The 22,414-nt window shown below is 72.9% G+C and carries 20 protein-coding genes; 14 read left to right on the forward strand and 6 right to left on the reverse strand.

Features of this window, described 5'->3' with window-relative positions; genetic code table 11:
- The first annotated feature begins 29 nt into the window (after positions 1-29).
- On the forward strand, positions 30-293 hold the full coding sequence (locus tag LUM46_RS12530) for an RNA-binding S4 domain-containing protein (protein ID WP_374726930.1): 264 nt from the start codon (positions 30-32) through the stop codon (positions 291-293).
- A gap of 22 nt (positions 294-315) precedes the next feature.
- Here LUM46_RS12530 and LUM46_RS12535 read toward each other — a convergent pair whose 3' ends face one another.
- The gene (locus LUM46_RS12535; protein ID WP_274994309.1) at positions 316-720 is read right to left on the reverse strand and encodes a pyridoxamine 5'-phosphate oxidase family protein; all 405 of its coding nucleotides are present in this window, start codon (positions 718-720) and stop codon (positions 316-318) included.
- Between the two features lie 130 nt (positions 721-850).
- Here LUM46_RS12535 and LUM46_RS12540 point away from each other — a divergent pair, with 130 nt between their 5' ends.
- The gene (locus tag LUM46_RS12540) at positions 851-2,176 is read left to right on the forward strand and encodes a carbohydrate-binding protein (RefSeq protein WP_274994310.1); all 1,326 of its coding nucleotides are present in this window, start codon (positions 851-853) and stop codon (positions 2,174-2,176) included.
- Positions 2,177-2,268: 92 nt separating this feature from the next.
- On the opposite strand, the gene LUM46_RS12545 is transcribed toward LUM46_RS12540, so the two are convergent.
- Positions 2,269-2,943 carry a class I SAM-dependent methyltransferase gene (locus tag LUM46_RS12545; protein ID WP_274994311.1) on the reverse strand — a complete coding sequence of 225 codons (675 nt, stop codon included), beginning with the start codon at positions 2,941-2,943 and terminating at the stop codon, positions 2,269-2,271.
- Positions 2,944-3,026: 83 nt separating this feature from the next.
- On the opposite strand from LUM46_RS12545, the gene LUM46_RS12550 reads away from it, so the two are divergent.
- From LUM46_RS12550 to LUM46_RS12580, 7 genes are all read left to right on the forward strand, one after another.
- Entirely contained in the window at positions 3,027-5,609 is a 2,583-nt protein-coding gene (locus LUM46_RS12550; protein ID WP_274994313.1) for a RecQ family ATP-dependent DNA helicase, read from the forward strand.
- A gap of 81 nt (positions 5,610-5,690) precedes the next feature.
- The gene (locus LUM46_RS12555; RefSeq protein ID WP_274994392.1) at positions 5,691-6,878 is read left to right on the forward strand and encodes a histidinol-phosphate transaminase; all 1,188 of its coding nucleotides are present in this window, start codon (positions 5,691-5,693) and stop codon (positions 6,876-6,878) included.
- Entirely contained in the window at positions 6,875-7,474 is a 600-nt protein-coding gene (gene hisB / locus LUM46_RS12560) for an imidazoleglycerol-phosphate dehydratase HisB (RefSeq protein ID WP_274994314.1), read from the forward strand. Before LUM46_RS12555 ends, hisB begins: the two co-directional genes overlap by 4 nt.
- 5 nt (positions 7,475-7,479) lie before the next feature.
- Positions 7,480-8,082, forward strand: coding sequence for a hypothetical protein (locus tag LUM46_RS12565; protein WP_274994315.1), 603 nt, complete (start codon positions 7,480-7,482; stop codon positions 8,080-8,082).
- 2 nt (positions 8,083-8,084) lie between these two features.
- Positions 8,085-8,729, forward strand: a complete 645-nt coding sequence (gene hisH, locus LUM46_RS12570) for an imidazole glycerol phosphate synthase subunit HisH (RefSeq protein WP_274994316.1) — start codon at positions 8,085-8,087, stop codon at positions 8,727-8,729.
- A gap of 125 nt (positions 8,730-8,854) precedes the next feature.
- Complete coding sequence (priA, locus tag LUM46_RS12575) at positions 8,855-9,598, forward strand: bifunctional 1-(5-phosphoribosyl)-5-((5-phosphoribosylamino)methylideneamino)imidazole-4-carboxamide isomerase/phosphoribosylanthranilate isomerase PriA (protein ID WP_274994317.1); 744 nt, start codon at positions 8,855-8,857, stop codon at positions 9,596-9,598.
- Positions 9,595-10,323, forward strand: a complete 729-nt coding sequence (locus LUM46_RS12580; RefSeq protein ID WP_274994318.1) for an SseB family protein — start codon at positions 9,595-9,597, stop codon at positions 10,321-10,323. The genes priA and LUM46_RS12580 overlap by 4 nt, the downstream gene beginning before the upstream one ends.
- Positions 10,324-10,348: 25 nt before the next feature.
- Here LUM46_RS12580 and LUM46_RS12585 read toward each other — a convergent pair whose 3' ends face one another.
- Genes LUM46_RS12585 through LUM46_RS12595 form a run of 3 tightly spaced genes read right to left on the reverse strand, consistent with a single transcriptional unit; the run spans position 10,349 to position 12,020 of the window.
- Positions 10,349-11,098: a S1C family serine protease gene (locus LUM46_RS12585; RefSeq protein WP_274994319.1), complete on the reverse strand. Its 750-nt coding sequence runs from the start codon at positions 11,096-11,098 to the stop codon at positions 10,349-10,351.
- The gene (locus LUM46_RS12590) at positions 11,095-11,643 is read right to left on the reverse strand and encodes a hypothetical protein (RefSeq protein ID WP_274994320.1); all 549 of its coding nucleotides are present in this window, start codon (positions 11,641-11,643) and stop codon (positions 11,095-11,097) included. Before LUM46_RS12590 ends, LUM46_RS12585 begins: the two co-directional genes overlap by 4 nt.
- The gene (locus LUM46_RS12595) at positions 11,643-12,020 is read right to left on the reverse strand and encodes a DUF1844 domain-containing protein (protein WP_274994321.1); all 378 of its coding nucleotides are present in this window, start codon (positions 12,018-12,020) and stop codon (positions 11,643-11,645) included. Before LUM46_RS12595 ends, LUM46_RS12590 begins: the two co-directional genes overlap by 1 nt.
- 94 nt (positions 12,021-12,114) lie before the next feature.
- On the opposite strand from LUM46_RS12595, the gene LUM46_RS12600 reads away from it, so the two are divergent.
- The 5 genes from LUM46_RS12600 (at position 12,115) to LUM46_RS12620 (ending at position 21,440) form a co-directional block, all read left to right on the forward strand.
- Positions 12,115-15,174 (forward strand): alpha-mannosidase, encoded by a 3,060-nt coding sequence (locus tag LUM46_RS12600; RefSeq protein ID WP_274994322.1) that lies wholly within the window; start codon positions 12,115-12,117, stop codon positions 15,172-15,174.
- 201 nt (positions 15,175-15,375) lie between these two features.
- Positions 15,376-16,668, forward strand: a complete 1,293-nt coding sequence (locus tag LUM46_RS12605) for an ABC transporter substrate-binding protein (RefSeq protein ID WP_274994323.1) — start codon at positions 15,376-15,378, stop codon at positions 16,666-16,668.
- On the forward strand, positions 16,665-17,714 hold the full coding sequence (locus LUM46_RS12610; protein ID WP_274994325.1) for a LacI family DNA-binding transcriptional regulator: 1,050 nt from the start codon (positions 16,665-16,667) through the stop codon (positions 17,712-17,714). Before LUM46_RS12605 ends, LUM46_RS12610 begins: the two co-directional genes overlap by 4 nt.
- On the forward strand, positions 17,711-20,884 hold the full coding sequence (locus tag LUM46_RS12615) for a GH92 family glycosyl hydrolase (protein ID WP_274994326.1): 3,174 nt from the start codon (positions 17,711-17,713) through the stop codon (positions 20,882-20,884). Before LUM46_RS12610 ends, LUM46_RS12615 begins: the two co-directional genes overlap by 4 nt.
- Positions 20,885-20,933: 49 nt before the next feature.
- Positions 20,934-21,440 (forward strand): RDD family protein, encoded by a 507-nt coding sequence (locus LUM46_RS12620; RefSeq protein WP_274994328.1) that lies wholly within the window; start codon positions 20,934-20,936, stop codon positions 21,438-21,440.
- Positions 21,441-21,456: 16 nt separating this feature from the next.
- Here LUM46_RS12620 and LUM46_RS12625 read toward each other — a convergent pair whose 3' ends face one another.
- On the reverse strand, positions 21,457-22,410 hold the full coding sequence (locus tag LUM46_RS12625; protein WP_274994330.1) for a glycoside hydrolase family 18 protein: 954 nt from the start codon (positions 22,408-22,410) through the stop codon (positions 21,457-21,459).
- Positions 22,411-22,414 lie beyond the last annotated feature (4 nt).

Here is a 22,414-nt window from a genome sequence, read left to right on the forward strand (position 1 = left end):
GTCTATGGCGGCGAGCGGGAGACAATGCTGTGGTGTCCAACTCTGCATCCCACCCAGCATCCGATTCCGGCTCCGTACCCGAGGTCCCGATCCGGGACGACGTCATCCGCCTGGGCCAGTTCCTGAAGCTCGCCGACCTCGCCGAGGACGGCGCGCAGGCGCGTGACCTCATCGCCGACGGCGAGGTGCGGGTCAACGGCGAGGTCGAGACCCGCCGTGGCCGCCAGCTCGTGCGCGGCGACGTGGTCAGCGTGGCGCTGGCGACGGGCGACGAGCAGGCAAAGGTCAGCTGACCCACAACCAAGGTGGTGGGTGTCAGGAGGCCATGTAGGTCGAGGCCATCACCTTGTCGACGGTCACGCGCAGGACCACGCGCTCCGGGTTCGGGCTCAGCTGGCGGTAGCGGCGCGCGTACCGTGCGACGGCGTCGGCGATCTCGGCCTCGTCCTCGCTGACGGCGATGGTGCCCTCGAGCGTGATCCAACGGCCGCCGGCGACCTGGCAGAGCGCGGCGCGCGGGGGTCCGCCGTCGGGCAGGGGGGTGGCGTTGCGGGCCTTGAACGAGGTGCGGTTCGTCGTGATCCGCGCGACCCCGGCGTCGGCGTCCCAGGTGAAGGCGACGGGGACCACGTGCGGGGTCCCGTCGGGGCGAAGGGTGGTGAGGGTCGCGAGGTGGCGCTCGGTGACGAAGACGAGCTGCTCGGGGTTGAGTCGGATCACGACGCGAGTCTAGGTCGGGGTGGACGTGCGCCCAGCGGCGGGGGTGTGGGTTCCCCGTATTCCCCGCGGTACCGGACCTGGCTAGCGTGCCTGACACATGCGCCACCCGGCGCGCGACCCGAGGAGTGCCATGAGACGGCGTACATCGTTCCTGGCGGCGGGCGTCGCCGCCCTGCTCGTCAGCGGACTGGCGATACCGGCTGTCGTCGCGCAGACCGGGCCGGTGGCACAGGCGGCCGTTGCCGGCTGCGCGGCGGCGACATGGGCCGAGGGCAGCACCTACGCCACCGGCGATCAGGTGACCCACCTCGGCCGTGGGTATACCGCGCGGGTGGGGCACACCGCGCACGTCGGCGCCGGCTGGACGCCCGGCACCACGCCCAGCCTCTGGACCGACGACGGGGCGTGCGCCACCCAGCCCGACCCGGACCCGACCGATCCGACGCCCGACCCGGACCCCGATCCCACCGAGCCGACACCGGACCCCGAGCCCACGCCCACCGACTGCGGCCAGCGTCCGCGTCCGTCGGGCAAGGTTCTGCAGGGCTACTGGGAGAACTGGGACGGGGCGAGCAACGGCGTGCACCCCGGTCTCGGGTGGATCCCTGTCACGGACTCGCGCATCACGCAGCACGGCTACAACGTGGCGACCCTCGCGTTCCCCGTGATCCGGTCCGACGGCACGGTCCTGTGGGAGGACGGCATGGACTCCGGTGTGCGCGTGCCCACGCCCGAGGAGATGTGCGCGGCGAAGGAGAACGGGCTGACGATCCTGATGTCGATCGGCGGCGCCACCGCCGGGATCGACCTGTCCTCGCAGGCGGTGGCCGACCGGTTCGTCGAGACGATCGTGCCGATCCTGCGCGAGTACAACTTCGACGGGATAGACATCGACATCGAGACGGGCCTGTCCGGCAGCGGCTCGATCACCCAGCTCTCGACGACGCAGGCCAACCTGATCCGGATCATCGACGGCGTGCTCGCCGGCATGCCCGCCGGGTTCGGGCTCACCATGGCGCCCGAGACGGCGTACGTCACCGGGGGCAGCGTCGTCTACGGCTCGATCTGGGGCTCCTACCTGCCGATCATCAAGAAGTACGCAGACAACGGGCGGCTCTGGTGGCTCAACATGCAGTACTACAACGGGTCGATGTACGACTGCTCCGGCAACTCCTACGCGGCCGGCACCGTCGAGGGCTTCCGGGCGCAGACCGACTGCCTGGACGCAGGGCTCACCATCCAGGGCACGACCATCCGCGTGCCCTACGACAAGCAGGTCCCGGGCCTGCCGGCCCAGCAGGGCGCGGGCGGCGGGTACATGGTGCCGTCCCTGGTGAGCCAGGCGTACGGCTCCTACGACGGGGCACTCAAGGGCCTCATGACCTGGTCGATCAACTGGGACGGCTCGCGCGGCTGGACCTTCGGCGACAACGTGAAGGGTCTGCAGGGGCGGTAGCGCCGGCGGCGTGGGTCCACCCGTCCGCCGTCGGGCAGCGCCCTGAGCCCCGGCGTTCTGTGCGAGCGCCGGGGCTCAGCGGGTCGCCGACATCAGGGGCGCGGGCTGAGCGCGCGTACCACCGCGTACTGATAGCGGTGGCCGCTGCCCGGGCGGCTCAGCCGTGTCCACCACGACTCGACCTCGCCGTGCTCCCCGAGGCGCTCGCGGACCATCGCGTCGGTGCGGCGGTGGAAGTAGCGGGGCGGGCCGTAGTCCTCGTCGGGCTTGGCCGCCGGGCCGACGGTCAGCTCCGACGCGCCCCACATGCCGACCGCGAACAGCCCGCCCGGCACCAGCACCCGGATGATCTCCGACAGTGCCGCGTCCAGCTCGGTGTCGTCGAGATGCATCAGGGTGCTCATGGACCACACCGCGTCGAAGCTATGGTCCTCGAACGGCAGGTCGGTCGCCGACGCGACGTGTGCGTCCAGGCTCGCCGCGCGGGCGACCTCGACCATGCCGGGGGAGAGGTCGGCTCCCGTGTACGCGAAGCCGGCGGCGGTGAACGCCGCACCGTCCAGGCCCGGTCCGCAGCCGACCTCCAGCACGGTGCGTGACCGCTCGTCCGTGAGCCGGGCCAGGAACTCCTCCCGGGCGGCGTCGCGCCACGATGGCATCGGCCGCAGGGCCCGGTCTGCGGCTTCCGCGTCGTAGTAGGCCCGGAAGTCCGCACGGCGCGCTTCCCGGTCCGCCGGTGGGTCGGGCGTGCTCGTGGTGGAGGTCACAGGACGTGATTCTAGGTACCGCGGACGCGGTCGGTGTGGATAACCCGCTCGCGGTGTCGGTGGCTGCTCTTAGGATCGATGATGTGACCAAGGACCCCTTCGCAGATCTGCCCTTCAACGTGGAGGAGCCGCCGGACGACGCAGCGTTCCTGACCGAGGTCGGTGACCCGGCGCCTCCGCCGTCCGCCCGGAACACGCCGGAGGCACAGGCCGCCAAGCTGCAGATGCTGCGCGGGCTGCTGGACGAGGGAGCGGCTGCGGCGGCTGCAGCGGTCGCTGCAGCCCCGCCGACGCCCGAGCGCACGGCCGCACCCGAGCCGACGCCGGTGCCGGTGCCGGTGCCCGAGCAGACCGATGCGGTCGACACCGCCGAGGCCGAAGCGGCCGACGAGGCCGCCGCACCGAGCGAGCCGGCCGCCATCCCGGTCGCCGCGGCCGCGCCGGGCGCCTCGCTGCGGGAGGAGGCCGAGGCGGCACTCCGCGAGCTGGTGGGCCGCGAGGACGCGCGCCTGCGCGACGACCAGTGGACCGCCATCGAGGCGCTTGCCGCGTTCCACCGCCGGGCGCTGGTGGTGCAGCGCACGGGGTGGGGCAAGTCGGCCGTGTACTTCGTCGCGACCAAGCTGCTGCGGGCGCGTGGCGCCGGGCCGACGGTGATCGTGTCACCGCTGCTGGCGCTCATGCGCGACCAGATCTCGGCCGCCTCCCGTGCGGGCATCCGGGCGGTGACCATCAACTCGGCCAACATGACCGAGTGGGACGAGGTGCACGCGTCCATCTCGCGGGGCGAGGTGGACGTGCTGCTGTGCTCGCCGGAGCGCCTGAACAACCCGGGCTTCCGGGACGAGGTGCTCCCGCGGCTGGCGGCCGACGCCGGGCTCGTGGTCATCGACGAGGCGCACTGCATCTCCGACTGGGGTCACGACTTCCGCCCGGACTACCGGCGCATCCGCACCCTCCTGGCCGACCTGCCCACGGGGATCCCCGTGCTCGCCACGACGGCCACCGCGAACGAGCGCGTCACGCAGGACGTCGCCGAGCAGCTCGCGGTGCACGCGGACGGCGCGGGCTCCGATGACGTGCTGGTGCTGCGCGGCGGACTCGACCGCGAGTCGCTGCACCTGGCCGTGCTGGAGCTCGGCGACCAGCCCACCCGCGTGGCGTGGCTGGCCGAGGCGCTGCAGGACATCGACGGTTCCGGCATCGTCTACTGCCTCACCGTGTCGGCGGCGGAGCAGGTCGCCGAGCAGCTGCGCGGCTACGGCCTGGCGGTCGCGGCGTACACCGGGCGGACCGAGCCCGCGCAGCGTGAACAGCTGGAGGTGGACCTCAAGAACAACGAGGTCAAGGCGCTGGTCGCGACCTCCGCCCTGGGTATGGGCTTCGACAAGCCGGACCTGGCGTTCGTCGTGCACCTCGGTGCGCCGTCGTCACCCATCGCGTACTACCAGCAGGTGGGTCGTGCCGGACGTGGTGTCGACCAGGCGCTCGTGGTGCTGCTCCCGGGCGTGGAGGACAAGGCGATCTGGGACTGGTTCGGCGAGCAGGCGTTCCCTGCCGAGAGCCAGGTACGGGCGACGCTCGACGCGCTGCGTGACGGCGGCACCATGTCGACGGCCGTGCTGGAGACCCAGGTGGACCTGCGCCGGTCCCGCCTGGAGACCATGCTCAAGGTGCTCGACGTCGACGGCGCCGTGCGGCGGGTCCGCGGCGGCTGGGAGTCCACGGGCCAGGAGTGGTCGTACGACGCCGAGCGGTACGCCCGGGTCTCTGCCAGCCGCGCCGCGGAGCAGCAGGCGATGGTCGACTACGTGGGCACCCAGGGCTGCCGCATGGCGTACCTGCGGGCCCAGCTCGACGACCCGGAGCTGACGCCGGGCTGGCGGTGCGGCCGCTGCGACCGGTGCGGCGGGATGGCGCTGCCGGAGCCTCCCGACGCCGAGGCGGTCGCCGCGGCGCGTGCCGAGATGGACCGCCCGGGCGTCGAGGTCGAGACCCGCAAGATGTGGCCCACGGGCCTGGCCTCGATCGGCCTGGACCTCAAGGGCAAGATCCCGCCGGCCGAGCTCGCCGAGCCCGGACGGGCGGTCGCCCGGCTCGACGGCCTGGGCTGGTCGGGTCCGTTGCGCGACCTCCTCGCCCCGACGGCGGGCGACGGGGAGCTCCCGGTGCCGCTGCGCCGGGCCGCCGCGCGCGTGCTGGACGAGTGGAGCGCTCTCCGTCCGGTGGCCGACGCCGTCGATCCCGCCGAGGCGGGCACCGGCGAGACCGGTGAGCCGGGCGGTACGGGGGAGCCGGCGGAGCCCGGCCCCCTCGTGATCGAGGCGGTGGTGGCGGTCCGGTCCATCACCCGGCCGCAGCTGTCGTACCACCTGGCCACCGGGCTGGCGAAGTACCTCGGCGTGCCGATGATCGGCGCCATCGGTCCGGTCGCCGGGCAGGAGCAGCCCGGCCGCCACGACGTGAACTCGGCGATGCGGCTCGCGGGCGTGGCCCGGCGGCTGCAGCTGCAGCTCGGCGAGGGCGCGCTCCGCGGCCTGCCGGGCCGCACCGTGCTGCTCGTGGACGACTACACCGACTCGGGCTGGACGCTGACGGTCGCCGCACGGCTGCTCCGCCAGGCCGGCGCGGCGGCCGTGTACCCGTTCGTGCTGGGTGTGCGGTGATCGCGCCGTGACGTTGCCCACGCGCCCGGTGGGCGGACTCGCACCAGGTCGGTGCCGCACGGTTCGTAGACTGGTCCGGTGATGACCCACGCCGTCGACCAGCACAGCGCGGAGGACAGCGCGCCCTCGGTGCGTCTGCCGCTACGCCCTGAGCTGGCGAACGAGAAGCCGTACGGCGCGCCGCAGCTCGACGTCCCGGTGCTGCTGAACGTCAACGAGAACCCGTACCCGCCCGGCGACGAGGTGGTGGCGACCATCGCCGAGGAGGTGGCGCGCGCCGCTCGCGGGATGAACCGCTACCCCGACCGCGACGCGACGGTCCTCCGCCAGGACCTGGCGGACTACCTCGCCGTGGAGACCGGCGTCGACCTGGAGCATCTCGACGTGTGGGCGGCCAACGGGTCCAACGAGGTGATGCTGCACGTGCTGCAGGCCTTCGGCGGGCCGGGCCGCACGGCTCTGTCGTTCGCGCCCACGTACTCGATGTACCCGGAGTACGCGCGCGACACGCACACGGCCTGGGTGGTGGGCCGTCGACAGGAGAACTTCACGCTCGACCCGGTCTACGCCGCGGAGACCATCCGTGAGGTGCGCCCGTCGGTGGTCCTGCTGGCCAGCCCCAACAACCCGACCGGCACGGCACTGCCGACGGCCACCGTCGAGGCGGTCTGCGAGGCGGCCCTGACCGTCGACCTCGACGGCGCGCACCCCGTCGTCGTCGTGGACGAGGCCTATGCGGAGTTCCGGCGTCCGGGCACACCGTCCGCCGTGGCACTGCTGGCGCGGTACCCGAACCTGGCGGTCACGCGCACCATGTCCAAGGCGTTCGCCGCGGCCGGTGCCCGGCTCGGCTACCTGGTCGCGTCGGGCGACTTCGTCGACGCGCTCCGGATCGTGCGGCTGCCCTACCACCTGAGCGCCATCACGCAGGCCGCGGCAGGCGCCGCGCTGCGCCACCGCGAGTCCCTCATGGCACAGGTCGCCACGCTGCGCGCCGAGCGCGACGCATGCGTCGCCTGGCTCCGTGAGCAGCGGTTCCCGAGCGGCCTCCCGTTCGACGTCGCCGACACCGACGCCAACTTCGTGCTGTTCGGCAGGTTCAGCGATCGGCACGCCGTGTGGCAGGGTCTCCTGGACCGCGGTGTCCTGATCCGCGAGACCGGCCCCGAGGGCTGGCTGCGGGTGTCGATCGGCACGTCCGCCGAGATGGCCGCGTTCCGTGCGGCGCTCACCGAGGTCCTGCGGGAGCAGGGAGAGGAACAGCCATGAGCAGGACAGCACGCGTGGAGCGCGCCACGTCCGAGTCGAAGGTGCTGGTCGAGCTGGATCTCGACGGCACCGGGCGGACCGAGATCAGCACGAGCGTGCCGTTCTACGACCACATGCTCACCGCGCTCGGCAAGCACTCGCTGATCGACCTCACCGTGCAGGCGACCGGCGACACCCACATCGACGCCCACCACACGGTGGAGGACGTCGCCATCAGCATCGGCGAGGCGCTGCGTCAGGCGCTCGGCGACAAGGCGGGCATCTCCCGGTTCGGCGACGCTCTGGTGCCGCTCGACGAGGCGCTCGCCCAGGCCGTGGTGGACGTGTCGGGCAGGCCCTACCTGGTGCACGAGGGTGAGCCCGCGGGCCAGGAGTACCACCTGATCGGCGGCCACTTCACCGGTTCGCTGACGCGGCACGTGCTCGAGTCGATCGCCCACCACGCCGGCATCTGCCTGCACGTGCGGGTGCTCGCGGGCCGGGACCCGCACCACATCGTCGAAGCTCAGTTCAAGGCGCTGGCGCGTGCGCTGCGCGCCGCCGTCGCCGTCGACCCGCGGGTCGACGGCATCCCGTCCACGAAGGGTGCGCTCTAGCAGCCATGTCCGACAGCACCAGGCCCGAGAACGACGGGTCCAGCAGCAGCACGCCGGCCGGCGACGACCTGCCCGACTTCGATCTTGACAACCTCGAGATCCCGGACGACCTGTCGTCCCTGACCGGCAGCGGTGAGCCGGAGTTCGCCGCGCTCATCACGCAGATCGCCGGCGCCGAACCGCTCGCGGCGGCCAGCTCCCTGGCACAGCTCGACCTCGACGCGGTACCCACCTCCGTCGGCGCGGTCGGGGTCCTCAAGGACCTCACGGGCGACGCTCCGGAAGAGGCTGCCGCGGCGATCTCGCAGCTCGTGCGGGGGGTTCCGCTCGTCCTGGTGACCCGCACGGGCGAGCAGATGACGGCGGTCCGGTTCGCCGACGGCGTCCGCGGCGACGAGCTCGCCCCCGGTCTCGTGCTGGGCGGCGCCCCCGAGAACGTGGTCGACCTGCTGACGGGCGCCACCAGCGTGGCCGACCTGGACGGCGTGGTCGCCTCGACGTCGATCAGCAAGTTCAAGGCGGTGCGGATGCTGACGTCCGCGGCGCGCAAGGCCCGCAAGAGCATGGGCAAGGGCGAGCCCGGTCCCGGCAGCACGGACGGGGCCTGAGCATGGGCGCGAGGGTCGTCGTCCTCGACTACGGCTTCGGCAACGTCCGGTCCGCCGTCCGCTCCCTGGAGCGGGTCGGCGCGGACGTGACGCTGACCGCCGACCGGTCCGCGGCGCAGGAGGCCGACGGTCTCGTGGTGCCGGGCGTCGGTGCGTTCGCCGCGTGCATGGACGGCCTCAAGGCCGTTCGCGGGCACGAGGTGGTGGGCCGCCGGCTGGCCGGCAACCGTCCGGTCCTCGGCATCTGCGTGGGCATGCAGGTCATGTTCGACGCCGGCGTGGAGCACGGTGAGCGGGCCGACGGCATGGGGGAGTGGCCCGGCGTCGTCGAGCGGCTGCAGGCCGCCGTCGTGCCGCACATGGGCTGGTCGCCGGTGGAGGTGCCTGACGGCTCGACCCTCTTCGAGGGGATCGCCGACGAGCGCTTCTACTTCGTGCACTCGTACGCCGCGCAGACGTTCGCCAAGGGCCACGACGAGAAGGCGGTGGGGATCTTCTCGCCGCCGAAGGTGACCTGGGCCGACCACGGCGGGCGCTTTGTCGCTGCGGTGGAGGACGGCCCCCTGGCGGCGACCCAGTTCCACCCCGAGAAGTCGGGCGACGCCGGGGCGCGGCTCCTGGAGAACTGGGTCCGCTCGCTCGCCTGACCGCACCACTGCACGACCACACCACCGCACCACCCGCTGAGTGCTGGATATCTGTCGGCCTACGAGGGCCGATGCAACAGATACCCAGCACTCAGCCCAGAGACAGACACAGACCTTGGAGAGACATGACCGACCGCCTCGTGCTCCTGCCCGCCGTCGACGTCGCCGACGGCCAGGCCGTCCGCCTCGTCCAGGGCGAGGCCGGCTCGGAGACCTCGTACGGTGACCCCCTGACCGCCGCCCTGGACTGGCAGTCCGGCGGCGCCGAGTGGGTCCACCTCGTGGACCTGGACGCCGCCTTCGGGCGCGGTTCCAACGCCGAGCTGCTCGCGCGGGTCGTCGGTGAGCTGGACGTGCAGGTCGAGCTGTCGGGCGGCATCCGCGACGACGAGTCCCTCGAGCGGGCCCTCGCGACCGGCGCGCGCCGCGTGAACCTGGGCACCGCTGCGCTCGAGGACCCGGCCTGGACGGCCAAGGTCATCGCCGAGCACGGTGACCGCGTGGCCGTCGGGCTCGACGTGCGCGGCACGACGCTCGCCGCCCGCGGCTGGACCAAGGAGGGCGGCGACCTCTGGGAGGTCCTCGCCCGCCTGGACGAGGCGGGCTGTGCCCGCTACGTGGTCACCGACGTGACCAAGGACGGCACGCTGCGCGGCCCCAACCTGGAGCTCCTGTCCGACGTCGCCGCGCGCACCACCGCGCACGTCGTCGCCTCGGGCGGCATCTCCTCGCTCGACGATCTCACCGCCCTGCGTTCGCTCGGCACCATCGAGGGCGCCGTGGTCGGCAAGGCGCTGTACGCGGGGGCGTTCACCCTGCCCGAGGCGCTCGACGTCGCCGGCCGCCCGGGTGCCGAGGCCGGAGAGTGAAGTCGATCCAGCCGTCCAGCCAGTTCGCGGACGACGACGGCTCGGCCGACGAGGAGCTGACCCGGCTGCTCGCCGGCTACACGACGGGGACCACCCCGCTGCGCGACGTCGTCCTGCGGCTGGCCGAGACCCGGGTGCTCGTGCCGGTCCTGGCCGAGCTCGGCGTCGCCGAGCAGAACCCGGACGGCCTCACGGTCGACAAGGAGGCGTCGTCCGGCGTCGTGGCGCTGGAGGCCCCGGACGGCCGCCGGGCGCTGCCCGTGTTCACGTCGGTGGCGGCCATGCAGGCGTGGCGGGCCGACGCGCGTCCCGTACCGGTCGAGGCGTCGCGCGCGGCCCTGTCCGCGGTCAACGAGAACTGGGCGCTGATCGTCGTCGACCCCGCGGGGCCGTCGACGGCGCTCGTGCCGCGGCCCGCCGTCTGGGCGCTGGCGCAGGGCAAGGAGTGGCGGCCGGCGCTCGTGCCGCACGAGGACGGCCTGGCGGTGGACCCGGAGGTCGCCGCGGAGGTGGCCGTCGCGGCCGCGCCGGTGCAGCACGTGGTGCGGGCGCACGCCGAGCCGGGCCGCAAGGCGGAGGTCGCGGTGGTGCTCGGCCTGAACCCGGGCCTGGACCGGGCCGGCCTCGATGCGGTGCTGGCCCAGGTCAACGCCCGGCTTGCGGCGTCAGAGGTGATCTCGTCGCGCGTGGACTCGCTGGAGCTGCGGATCGGCGCCGCACGCTGATGACGGCAGAGCGGACCAGCGCCGCTCAGCAGCCCTTCGCCGGCGTGAACGCCGTGTCGTCGGCCAGCATGTCCTGGAGCGTCGACAGGGGCACGAGCAGGCTGTTGTCGTCCGCGGTCTTCGCGTAGACGACGCCGATCACCCGCCCCTTGTCGTCCAGTGCCGCCGACCCGGACGAGCCGGGCTCGACCGGAGCATCGGTGAGCAGCACCTCGCCGAGGTTCGCGTTGAGCGGGTCCCGCGTGGTGCCCATGACCTCGCCCTCCGTCACGGTGAGCTCGCCGCCTGCCGGGTAGCCCACCACGGTGACAGGGTCGCCGGACTTCGGGTCGGACCCGGCGAGCTTCGGGAACGACGGCAGGGGGTCGGTGGTCCGCACGACGGCGAGGTCCGCGAGCCCTGCCGTCGAGGTGGCGCCGACGGTGATGTCATGCCCGTCGTACGTGCTGACCTCGAGGTCCTTCGAGTCGGCGACCACGTGCTTGTTGGTGATCAGGGTGTGCTCGTCGATCGCGAAGCCGGAACCCGTGGACAGCTCCTCGCAGCCCACGTTGCGGATCCGGACCGCCATGCGCTCGACGGCGTCGAAACCGTCGGGGCTCAGGGCGTCGCCGCCGGCCGCGGGGGAGAGCTCGACCGGGGTGGACGGGACGATGTCGCTCGGCACCGGCTCCGGCATGGGCGGCAGCACACCACAGCCGCCCAGCGAACCGGTCAGGAACAGCGTCCCGACGACGAGGGCGTGCCCCGCACGCGAACGGTGCCCCGACCTCACGGGCGCAGCTCCTGCTGCAGTGCCTCGTTCGCCTGCTCGGCGTCCTCGCACAGCGCGCCCACCTGACGCTCGTAGCGGCTCAGGTCGGCAGCCTCGTACTGGTCGGCGTCCTTGAGGTAGCCGACCAGCTGCTCCTGGCCCGACACGCACTGCCCGAGCGCCGAGGCCACGGTGGCCGCTGCCGCGCTGACCTGCGTCTGGTAGTCGAGGTACTGCTGCGACGCCACGTTCTCGTCACCGAGCTGGGCCTTCTCGTTCGCCAGGTCCGTGATCCGCGCCGTCGCGGTGGACAGCTGGTCGCGGGCCGCCTGCAGCTCGTTGTTGACGCCGTCGAGCTGCATCCGCAACGACGCCACCTCCTCGGCGTACTCGTGCGCCTTGCCCTCCCACTCGGCGGAGCTGCGCTGCCAGCGGACGGTCGTCACCCACAGGTAGGCGCCCACGGCGATCGTGGCGACCAGCAGTACGGCGAGCCAGCGTGAACCACGGCGCGGCCCCGGTGCCCGAGCAGGGCCGGGGGCCGCCACGACGGGAGCCTCGGTCATCAGACGACGGAACCCGTGTACTTCTCGCCCGGCCCCTCGCCCGGAGCGTCGGGGATGACCGACGCCTCACGGAACGCGAGCTGGAGGCTGCGCAGGCCGTCGCGCAGCGAACGGGCGTGCTGGTTGCCGATGTCGGGCGCGCTCGCGACCACCAGCGCGGCGAGCGCGGTGATCAGCTTGCGGGCCTCGTCGAGGTCCTTGAGCTCCTCGGCGTCGTCCCCCTCGGCCAGGCCGCACTTCACGGCGGCGGCACTCATGAGGTGCACGGCGGCGGTCGTGATGACCTCGACGGCCGCGACCTCGGCGATGTCGCGTGTTGCCTGGTCAGTGCCCACCGGAGCCTGGATGTCGGTAGGGGTCTCGTCGCTGGAGCTCATGGGGACCATCTTTCCATCCCGACAGGGGTGCGGGTGAACATCCCTTCTGGGCTAGCCTGCCACCGTTCAACGGTGACACAGGGGAGGCCTTTTGATGCATGACGACATCACACTGACCACCGGGCGCGCACAGCGCGTGCTGACGGAGCGCATCTGGCCGGCGGTCCACGGGACGTCCGTCCCGCTCGGCGTCGAGTGGCACGTGCTGCCGGGGGAGCCGATCCCCCCGCAGGAGGGCCTGGCCCTCGCCATGGAGCCCTACGAGGTGGGCACGCCGTGGGGCAGGGCCTGGGGCACCACCTGGTTCCGGCTGACCGGGTCGGTGCCCGCCGAGTGGGCGGGCCGTGCCGTCGAGGCGGTGGTCGACCTCGGCTTCGACACCAGCATGCCGGGCTTCCAGGCCGAGGCACTGGTCTACCGGCCGGACGGCACCACGGTGAAGTCGATCAACCCGCGCAACCAGTACGTCCCGGTGGCCGACGCCGCGGCGGGTGGCGAGCAGGTCGAGCTGCTCCTGGAGGCGGCCTCGAACCCGGTGCTGCTCGGGCACGACATGTTCCGGCAGACCCAGGAGGGCGACACCAGGACGTCCTCACCGCGCCCTCTCTACACGACGCGGCGCATGGACCTCGCGATCTTCGAGGCCGAGGTGCACGGTCTCGCGCTCGACGTCGAGGTGCTGCTCGAGCTGCAGGCCGAGCTGCCCACGGGCCGGCGCCGCATGCGGATCCTGCAGGCCCTCGACGACGCCCTCGACGTGCTCGACCTGCAGCGCATCCCCGAGACGGCGGCGGCGGCCCGGGCGGAGCTCGTGGACGTGCTCGCCAGCCCCGCGGAGGCGAGTGCCCACGAGATCTCGGCGGTCGGGCACGCGCACATCGACTCCGCCTGGTTGTGGCCGGTGCGGGAGACGATCCGCAAGGTCGCGCGGACGACGTCGTCCATGGCGGACCTCATCGACCGCACCGACGACTTCGTCTACGGCATGTCGTCGGCGCAGCAGTACGCGTGGGTCAAGGAGCACCGGCCCGAGGTGTGGACCCGGACCAAGGAGGCGGTGGCGTCCGGGCGGTTCCTGCCGCTGGGCGGCATGTGGGTCGAGTCCGACACCGTGATGCCGTCGGGCGAGGCGCTCGCGCGCCAGTTCTCCCAGGGGCAGCGGTTCTTCGAGCGTGAGTTCGGCCTGCGGTCGCACGGTGTCTGGCTGCCGGACTCCTTCGGCTACTCGCCGGCATTGCCGCAGCTCGTGCGCCGCGCCGGGTTCGACTGGTTCTTCACGCAGAAGATCTCGTGGAACCAGGTCAACAAGTTCCCGCACCACACGTTCTGGTGGGAGGGCATCGACGGCTCGCGGGTGCTGACCCACTTCCCGCCCATGGACACCTACAACGCAGAGCTCTCGGGCGAGGAGGTCGCCCGGGCGACGCGCCAGTTCAACGAGTCCCGGCACGCCACGGGCTCGATCGCACCGGTCGGCCATGGCGACGGCGGTGGCGGCACGACCCGTGAGATGACCGGCAAGGCCGAGCGGCTCGCCGACCTCGAGGGCAGCGCGAAGGTGCGCTGGGAGCACCCGGACGCGTTCTTCGAGCGTGCTCGCACGGAGCTGGCCGCGCACGCGACCAGTGACAGCGCTGTCTGGGTGGGCGAGCTCTACCTGGAGCTGCACCGCGCCACGCTGACCTCGCAGCACAAGACCAAGCAGGGCAACCGGCGCAACGAGCACCTGCTGGTCGAGGCGGAGGCGTGGGCGGCCACGGCGTCCGTCCGCACCGGTGCGGACTACCCGTACGACGAGCTGGACTCGCTGTGGCAGCAGGTGCTGCTGCTGCAGTTCCACGACATCCTGCCCGGGACGTCGGTCGCCTGGGTGCACCGGGAGGCCATGGAGCAGCACGCGGCGATCACGGCGGGTGCGCAGGAGATCATCGAGCGCTCCCTGCGGACGCTGGTGGGCGAGGGCGACACCGCCCTGCGGGCGAACCCCGCGGTGTTCGCCCAGGCGGGCGTGCCGGCCCTGGGTGTGGCCCCGGCGTCGGCCCCGGCCGCGGCGGCCAGCACCCTGACCGAGCTGCCCGGCGGCGGCTACGTGCTGGCGAACGACCTCGTCCGGGTCACGCTCGACGGGGCCGGGCACGTGACGTCCGCGATCGACCTCGCCACCGGCCGCGACGCCGTCGCGCCCGGCCGCGAGGCCAACGTGCTCCAGCTCCACCAGGACTTCCCGAACAAGTGGGACGCCTGGGACGTCGACCGGTTCTACCGCAACTCGGTGACGGACCTGCGCGCGGCCGAGAAGGTCACCGCCACGGTCGACGAGGGCGTGGCGGTCGTGACCGTGCGTCGGACGTTCTCCTCGTCCAGTCTCGAGCAGGTGATCACCCTCGCGCCGGGCAGCCGGACCCTCGAGGTCGCCCTGGAGACCGACTGGCACGAGGCCGAGAAGTTCCTCAAGGTCGCCTTCCCGCTCGACGTGCGCGCCGAGCACATGGCGGCAGAGACCCAGTTCGGGTTCCACAAGCGGGTGACCCACACCAACACCAGCTGGGAGGCGGCCAAGTTCGAGACCTCCATGCACAAGTGGGTGCTCGCCGAGGAGCCAGGCTTCGGCGTCGGCCTGGTCAACGACTCGGTCTACGGGTACGACGTGACCCGTGAGGTGTCCGACGACGGGGTGGCGCCGGCGCCGGGGGCCCCCGACGTGACGACCACCGTGCGCCTGTCGCTGCTGCGGGCACCGCGGTTCCCCGACCCCGAGACGGACCAGGGGAGCCAGACCCACCGCTACGGCCTGGTGGTGGGTGTGGACACCGCGGCGGTGACCGAGGCGGGCGCGACGTTCGGCGCGCGGCCGCGGGAGCTGCGCGGTGGCGCCGGGTTCGAACCCCTGGTCAGCGTGTCGGGCGGCGTGACGCTGTCGGCCGTCAAGCTCGCCGACGACCGGTCGGGCGATCTCGTGGTCCGCGTCTACGAGGCGCTGGGCCGCCGGGCGTCGGGCACCGTCACGGTGGCCGCGCCGGTGTCCGGTGCGCGCACCGTGAGCCTGATCGAGGACGACCTCGAGGGTGGTGCCGCGGACGTCACGGCGGCCGGCGCCGTCACCGTCGAGCTCAGCCCGTTCGAGGTCCGCACCCTGCGCTTCACGCGCGCATAGCTGGACCGGGCGGAGAGCAGGTGGTCGGCAGTTCGTCAGGTGGTCGGTAGTCCGAGCTGCCGATCACCTGACGGACTGCCGACCACGCGGGCCTGCCTTGACAGCACCGGGGGCGCGCGGGAGGCTGGCGGGCTAAAGCGCTTTAGTCGACATCGCAGCACCACGCAGGACGCGACGAAGCATCTGCTGGAAGGAACTGTCATGACGATCACGAGGATCGGGGCCGCGGGAGCCGCCCTGACCGTGCTGGCCGCTCTCGGTGGCTGCACCGTCGACGGTGCCGACGGCACGACGGCCGAGCCGGCCGCGGACGCGGCCGCGGCGGCCGACGTGACCGGGGAGGTCACGCTGCAGACCTGGGCGCTCGAGCCGCGCTTCACCCAGTACGTCGAGGGAGTCATCGCCGGCTTCGAGAAGACGTACCCCGGCACCTCGGTGACCTGGCTCGACCAGCCGGGCGACGGGTACTCGGAGACCGTGCTCTCGCAGGCCGCCGCCGGCGAGCTGCCCGACGTCACGAACCTGCCGCCCGACTTCGCCTTCTCGCTGGCGCGCGAGGACCTCCTCACGGACCTCACCACCGTCGACGACGAGCTCGCGGACACGTACGTGCCCGGAGCGCTGGAGGCCTACGAGTACGCAGGCATCGAGGGCACGTTCGGGTACCCGTGGTACCTGACCACCGACCTGAACTACTGGAACACGGAGATGTTCGAGGAGGCGGGCCTCGACCCGGCGGCGCCGCCCACCACGCTCGACGAGCTCGTCGAGCAGGCACGCACGATGAAGGAGGTCACCGGCGGCTACCTCATGAGCCGCAAGCCGGGACTGGGCGACTTCGCGGCCGAGGGCGTCCCGGTGCTGTCCGAGGACGGCACGACGTTCACGTTCAACACGCCGGAGGCCGCCGGGCTGCTCGACGTCTACCGCGACGCGTACGCCGACGGGCTCATGCCCGACGACGTGCTCACCGACGCCTACCTCGGCAACAGCCAGCTGTTCACCGAGGGCGAGGTGGCGTGGTCCACGGGTGGTGGCAACTTCATCAGCACCGTGCTCGAGAACAACCCGTCGCTCGAGGGGAAGATCGTCCCCTCGCCGTACATGGGCACCACGCCGCTGTACGTGCAAGGGCTGTCGGTCTCGAACCAGTCGGCCAACCTGCCGACCGCGGTGGCGCTGGCGCGGTTCATCACGAACGCCGCCAACCAGGAGGCGTTCGCGGCGGAGGCGCCCGGCGTCTTCCCGTCGACCACCACGTCGCTGGAGCAACCGGAGCTCGGCGAGAGCGACGGGACCCCGCAGGGCGCGGCCAAGCAGATCGCGTTCACCAGCCTCACCACCGCGCGGGTGCTGCAGCCGGTCGAGGTCAGCGAGGCGATGACGACGATCGTCAACCAGCAGCTCGCGGCGGCGATAGCGGGGGACACGACGTCGCAGGAGGCCCTGGACGCGGCGGTCGAAGAGTGCAACAAGCTGCTCGCCGACCAGTGACGTCGTTCGCCGAGCGCGCGGGCCGCCGCCCCACCATCGCCGACATCGCCGCGCAGGCGGGCGTCTCCCCGACGGCGGTGTCGTTCGCGCTCAACGACCGCCCGGGAATCAGCGAACAGACCCGGACCCGCATCCTCGCCGCCGTCACGGAGCTCGGATGGCGGCCGAACGTGGCCGCCCGCGCCCTGGGCGGACGGCGGGCCGACACGGTGGGCCTGGTCGTCGCGCGCCCCGCGCGGACGCTGGGCGTCGAGCCGTTCTTCGCCCAGCTGGTCTCGGGGCTGCAGGCACGGCTGTCGGCCGACCTCGTGGCCCTGCAGCTGCTCGTCGTGGAGGACGTCTCCGCCGAGCTCGACGTGTACCGCCGCTGGGCCGCGGAGCGGCGCACGGACGGGGTGGTGGTGCTCGACCTGAAGCAGGACGACCCGCGCCCCGAGGCGCTGGGGCGGGCAGGACTGCCCGCCGTGCTGGTGGGCGGTGACGGTACGCCAGGCCCCGTGCCGGCGGTCTTCGCCGACGACCACGCCGCCGTGACCGTGCTCGCGGAGCACCTGGCCGCGCTGGGGCACGCGCACGTCGGCCACGTCGGCGGCATCCCCGCCTACGTCCACTCCGCGCGGCGGGTCGCCGCGCTGCACGACGCCGGGGCGCGCCTCGGTCTGACCATCACGACAGTGCCGACGGACTTCTCGCAGGACGAGGCCGCGGCAGCCACCCGGGCCCTCCTGGCCCGCGACGAAAGGCCTACTGCAATCGTCTACGACTCCGACGTCGCCGCGCTCGCGGGCGTCACCGTACTGGCCGAGGCAGGACTCAGCGTCCCCGGGGACCTCTCGGTGGCCTCCTTCGACGACTCCGAGCTCGTGCGCCTCGCGCACCCACCGCTCACCGCCATGACCCGGGACACCTTCGAGCTCGGCGAGCTCGTGGCCGAGACCGTGCTGTCGCTGGTCCGGGGCCGGGCGGTGCCCGACGTCGTCAGCGCTCCCACCTCGCGGCTGACCGTGCGGGGCAGCACGGGCCGCGTGCCGGAGGTGGTCGCATGACCGGCCCCGCACACGTCCCGGCCGGCCTGCCCGGTGTCGGCCTGACCAGGCAGGACGCACGACGGATCGACCACAGCGGCGAGGGCCGCACGGTGGTGCTCGACGGTCTGGACGTGCCGGTCGAGTCGGGTACCGAGCTGCGCTGGACGCTCCTGCCGGTGCTCGACCAGGAGCTCACCTATCGCTCGACCTACGTGGCCGTCGACCTGCTGCTCGACGACGGGACCTGGCTCTCGCAGACCGCGCCCGGCCGCGCGCTCACCGACCAGCACGGCATGCTCGCGACCGCCGTCGGGCAGGGCGAGGCCCGGATCCTGGTACCCGACCACTGGAACGCCGTCCGCGTCGGCCTGGACGACGTGGCCGAGCGGCTGCCCGGCCGCCGCGTGCGCGCCGCCGCAGTCGTGACCGCGCCGCCGGACGGCGGGGACACCGAGGTGTGGCTCGACGCCGTCACGGTCGGACCGCGTCCGGAACGGACCGTGACCGGCCGCACCGACCTCGTCGACACCCGCCGCGGCACGCACTCCTCGGGCACGTACTCGCGCGGCAACAACGTGCCGGCGGCGGCCGTGCCGAACGGCTTCACGATGTGGGTGCCGCTGACCGACGCGTCGTCGGCGAGCTGGCTCTACTCCTGGGCAGCGCACAACGGGCCCGGCAACCGGCCGCGTCTGCAGGGCGTCGGCATCTCGCACGAGCCGAGCCCGTGGATGGGGGACCGCAACCAGCTCGCGTTCCATCTGGTCCCGGCCCTGCCGGACGGGGACGGCGTGCCGGACGCGGGCCTGGAGGCCCGCGCCGTCGGCTTCTCCCACGACGACGAGACCGCCCGCCCGCACCGGTACACCGTCGACCTGGACGGCGGTGCGCGGGTCGACGTCGCCGCGGCCGACCACGGTGGGGTGCTCCGCTTCACGTTCCCGCCCGGAGCCACCACCGGCCACCTGATCGTCGACGCCGTGAGCGACGCCGGCGCCGCCGGCCCGCCCGTGGCCGTCACCGTGCACGACGACGGCACGCTCACCGGCTGGAGCGACCACGGCAGCCCGCTGTCGGTGGGCCGCAGCCGCATGTACGTGGTGGGCCAGGTCTCCCGGCCGGTCCTGCGCACCGGCCGGGCGCACGGCCGGGAACACGCCACCTACGCGACGGTGGCGCTGGACCCGGCGGCCGCACCCGGTGACCAGCCGGACCGCACGGTAGAGGTGCGCGTGGCGACGTCGTACATCAGCGAGGACCTCGCCTGGCGCGCCCTGGACCGGGAGGTGAGCGGATCCTTCGACGACGTGGCCGAGCGCGCCCGCGCACAGTGGGAGGAGCGCCTGGGCGTGCTCGACGTCGCGGGCGCGTCGCCGGAACAGCAGGTCACGCTCTACTCCAACCTCTACCGCCTCAACCTCTACCCCTCCTCGTACACCGAGGTCGGGACCGACGGCCAGCTCGTGCACGCCTCGCCGGTGCTCGACGGCGCACCCGTCGTACCCGGCGAGATGTTCGTCAACCACGGCTTCTGGGACACCTACCGCACCTGCTGGCCCGCCTACGCGCTGCTCTACCCGGAGGTCGCCGCACGGCTCGCCGACGGGTTCGTGCAGCAGTACCGCGAGGGCGGCTGGGTCGCGCGGTGGTCGTCGCCGGGCTACGCGGACCTGATGACGGGCACGTCGTCCGACGTCGCCTTCGCCGACCTGTACCTCCGCGGTGTCACCCTGCCCGACCCGCTCGCGACCTACGACGCGGGCCTGCGCAACGCGACGGCGCTGCCCACCCGGTCCGGCGTGGGCCGCAAGGGCCAGGACTTCGCCCTCACCCACGGGTGGGTGCCACGCGACGTCGACGAGTCGGTGTCCTGGAGCCTCGAGGGCTACATCAACGACGCCGGCCTGGCGCGGATGGCCGAGGCGCTCGCGGACGCACCAGGGACTCCCGAGGAGCGCCGCCGTACGCTGCGGGACGAGGCGGCCTACCTGCGGCAGAGCTCTCACGGGTACGTGCACCTGTTCGACCCGGAGACGGGGTTCTTCCGCGGGCGCGGCCGGGACGGCGGGTTCGGCTCGGAGCCGTTCGACCCGGACGTGTGGGGCGGCGACTACACCGAGTCGGACGCCTGGAACTTCCTCTTCCACCCCGTGCACGACGGGGCCGGCCTGGCCGCGCTGCACGGCGGCCGTGCCGGGCTGGAGCGCCTGCTGGAGACGTTCTTCGCCACACCCGAGCGGGCGGACAAGCCCGGGACGTACGGGTTCGTGATCCACGAGATGGTCGAGGCGCGCGACGTGCGTCTGGGCCAGCTCGGCCAGTCCAACCAGGTGTCGCACCACATCCCGTACGTGTGGCTGTACGCCGGTCGCCCGGACCGCACGCAGGAGACGGTGCGCGAGATCCTGGCCCGGCTGTGGACCGGCAGCGAGATCGGGCAGGGCTACCACGGCGACGAGGACAACGGTGAGATGTCCGCCTGGTACCTCCTCTCGGCCCTGGGCCTCTACCCGCTGGAGATCGGCTCGTCGCGCTGGGCCGTGGGCTCGCCGCTCTTCGAGCGGGCGGTGGTGCACCGGCCCGACGGCGACCTGGTGGTCGAGGCCCCCGGTGCGGCGGACCGCTGGTACGTGGCGGGCCTGGAGGTGGCCGACGGCGCCGGTGCGACCCGGGCGGTCACGTCGCCGTCGGTGGAGCACGGCGAGCTGACCGGGGGAGCGACCCTGCGGTTCGCCCTGTCCGAGGCACCGACCCGCTGGGGCGCGGCTGCGCCGTCGGGCGCCCCGGTGGACGGTGAGGTGGGCGGCCCCTGGCAGCGGGCCGACGGCGGCTGGCACAGCACCGCGGGCCCTGTGCCGGGTCTGACCGACGGCGACCTGACGACCGCCGTCGAGGTAGCGGGGACGCTGGAGTGGCTGCCGTCCGGGGAGGCGCCGGAGGGCGCCGTGCTGCGCGCCTACACGCTGACGTCGTCGACGCGGGCGGCTGGAGCGGACGGGAGGCCGCCGTCGACGTGGCGACTGGTCGCGGACGACGGCCGCGTGCTGGACGAGCGGTCCGGGCAGGAGTGGCGCTGGCCGGGCCAGCTGCGGCCGTTCGTGCTGGCCGAGCCCGTGGCGCTGACCGGCCTCCGGCTGGAGCTCCGTGACGGCGGGGCGCTGGCCCAGGTGGAGCTGCTCGTCGGCTGAGCCGGGACATCGATGGGCAGCACAGCTCCTGCGGAGTACCGTCTGCCTGATGAATGCCGAGGCGTGGCGCCGCATCGCCGCATGGCTGGTCGACTGGCTCTGCTTCCTCGTGTGGCTCGGGCTGCTCGCGGCGGTCGGGATCCCGCTGTACCTCTCCGGAGTGACGGGCCAGTGGTCCGCCCTGACGACGAACGTGATGTCGGCGCTCGTCACGGCGGTGCCGCTGACGGTCTTCCTCGCCGCTCTCGAGTCCGGCACGCGGCAGGCGACGATCGGCAAGCGCGTGCTGGGGCTCAAGGTGGTGGGCGCCAGGGACGGCGAGCGGCTCTCGTTCGCCGCTGCCCTGACCCGGAACGCGCTCAAGATCGCCGTGCCGTGGACGATCGGTCATGCCGCGGCGATCGGCCTCGTCAGAGCGTCGGAGATCGGCCCCGGCCTCGCGGTCCTCACGGCTGCGGCGTACGTGCTCCCGATCGTGTACGTCATCACCCTGTTCGCCGGCGGGGGCCGCACCCCGTACGACCACGCCGGCGGAGCCAGGGTCGTCCGCGCCTGACCCCGGCGTCGGTCCGTCAGGAGCTGACGACGTCCGCCACGTGCGCGAACCAGCTCTCCCGGCCGCCGCCGGCGTACCCGACGGAGTTGAAGTACTCCCAGCCGAAGACGCCGCCGAAGTCCGGGTGCTGCGCGACCAGGGAGCCGATCGTGGCGTCGAAGGTGGGCCAGTCGACGTACCCGCTGCAGTTCGCCGGGTTGGTGACGGTGCCCGCCACCACGCGGTCGGGCGTGAACCCGTTCGCGAGGATCTGGTCGTAGACCGTCGTGGTCCGCAGGTCGCCCCAGCCGCAGTAGAACTGGGTGTTGTACCAGTCGATCCGGTCGCCGGCACGACGCTCGAGCTCGGCGTAGGAGAAGCCGCCCGAGAAGCTCGTCCGCCCGGCCATGTCGGTGGCCACGGGCGTCAGCGTGATCACGAAGTCCGGGCCGAAGTCCGCGCGCAGCGTGTCGACCAGGTGGATCGTGTCCGCCAGCGAGAACGTCTCCTCGATGTCGAGGTCCACGCCGTCCAGCCCGTAGGTGCGCAGGAAGTCCCGCAGGACCGGGTAGTACCGGTCGAAGTCCTCGCGCAGGTACCGGTAGGTGCCAGGGGCGGCCCCGCCGAGGAACGCGCTGACCGTCACGCCGCGGTCCTGCATGGCCGCCAGGTCGTCCCACATGACGCCGAGCTCGGGGTGGTCCGCCGGGATGTCGTTGACCGTGAGGGACGCGTCGGCGTTCAGGTGGATGGCGCCCACGTTGACGTCCGTGACCGAGCCGAGGAGCGGCTTGGGGTCGACGTAGCGGCGGACGCCGTCGGAGCCGGTCTCGTAGATGGTCTGGTAGAAGGCGAGGACGCGGTGGGAGGCGGAAGCGGGTTCCTGCTTCGGGCCCTGCTCCGGTGCTGAGGCGGCCGGGCCGGCCGCCGCCGTCAGGGCCAGCACTCCGGCCACGAGAGCGGCGCCGATCCGGGTGAGCGAGCGAGACATCGTT

Origin of the sequence: Promicromonospora iranensis (genome assembly GCF_028994805.1) — a bacterium.
Taxonomy (GTDB): Bacteria; Actinomycetota; Actinomycetes; order Actinomycetales; family Cellulomonadaceae; genus Promicromonospora; species Promicromonospora iranensis.

Coding starts and splice junctions, on each gene's coding strand:
- LUM46_RS12540 (WP_274994310.1), top strand. CDS start 851: ATGAGACGGCGTACATCGTTCCTGGCGGCGGGCGTCGCCGCCCTGCTC.
- LUM46_RS12555 (WP_274994392.1), top strand. CDS start 5,691: ATGACCCACGCCGTCGACCAGCACAGCGCGGAGGACAGCGCGCCCTCG.
- hisB (WP_274994314.1), top strand. CDS start 6,875: ATGAGCAGGACAGCACGCGTGGAGCGCGCCACGTCCGAGTCGAAGGTG.
- LUM46_RS12565 (WP_274994315.1), top strand. CDS start 7,480: ATGTCCGACAGCACCAGGCCCGAGAACGACGGGTCCAGCAGCAGCACG.
- hisH (WP_274994316.1), top strand. CDS start 8,085: ATGGGCGCGAGGGTCGTCGTCCTCGACTACGGCTTCGGCAACGTCCGG.
- priA (WP_274994317.1), top strand. CDS start 8,855: ATGACCGACCGCCTCGTGCTCCTGCCCGCCGTCGACGTCGCCGACGGC.
- LUM46_RS12590 (WP_274994320.1), bottom strand. CDS start 11,643: ATGACCGAGGCTCCCGTCGTGGCGGCCCCCGGCCCTGCTCGGGCACCG.
- LUM46_RS12595 (WP_274994321.1), bottom strand. CDS start 12,020: ATGAGCTCCAGCGACGAGACCCCTACCGACATCCAGGCTCCGGTGGGC.
- LUM46_RS12600 (WP_274994322.1), top strand. CDS start 12,115: ATGCATGACGACATCACACTGACCACCGGGCGCGCACAGCGCGTGCTG.
- LUM46_RS12605 (WP_274994323.1), top strand. CDS start 15,376: ATGACGATCACGAGGATCGGGGCCGCGGGAGCCGCCCTGACCGTGCTG.
- LUM46_RS12615 (WP_274994326.1), top strand. CDS start 17,711: ATGACCGGCCCCGCACACGTCCCGGCCGGCCTGCCCGGTGTCGGCCTG.
- LUM46_RS12620 (WP_274994328.1), top strand. CDS start 20,934: ATGAATGCCGAGGCGTGGCGCCGCATCGCCGCATGGCTGGTCGACTGG.
- LUM46_RS12625 (WP_274994330.1), bottom strand. CDS start 22,410: ATGTCTCGCTCGCTCACCCGGATCGGCGCCGCTCTCGTGGCCGGAGTG.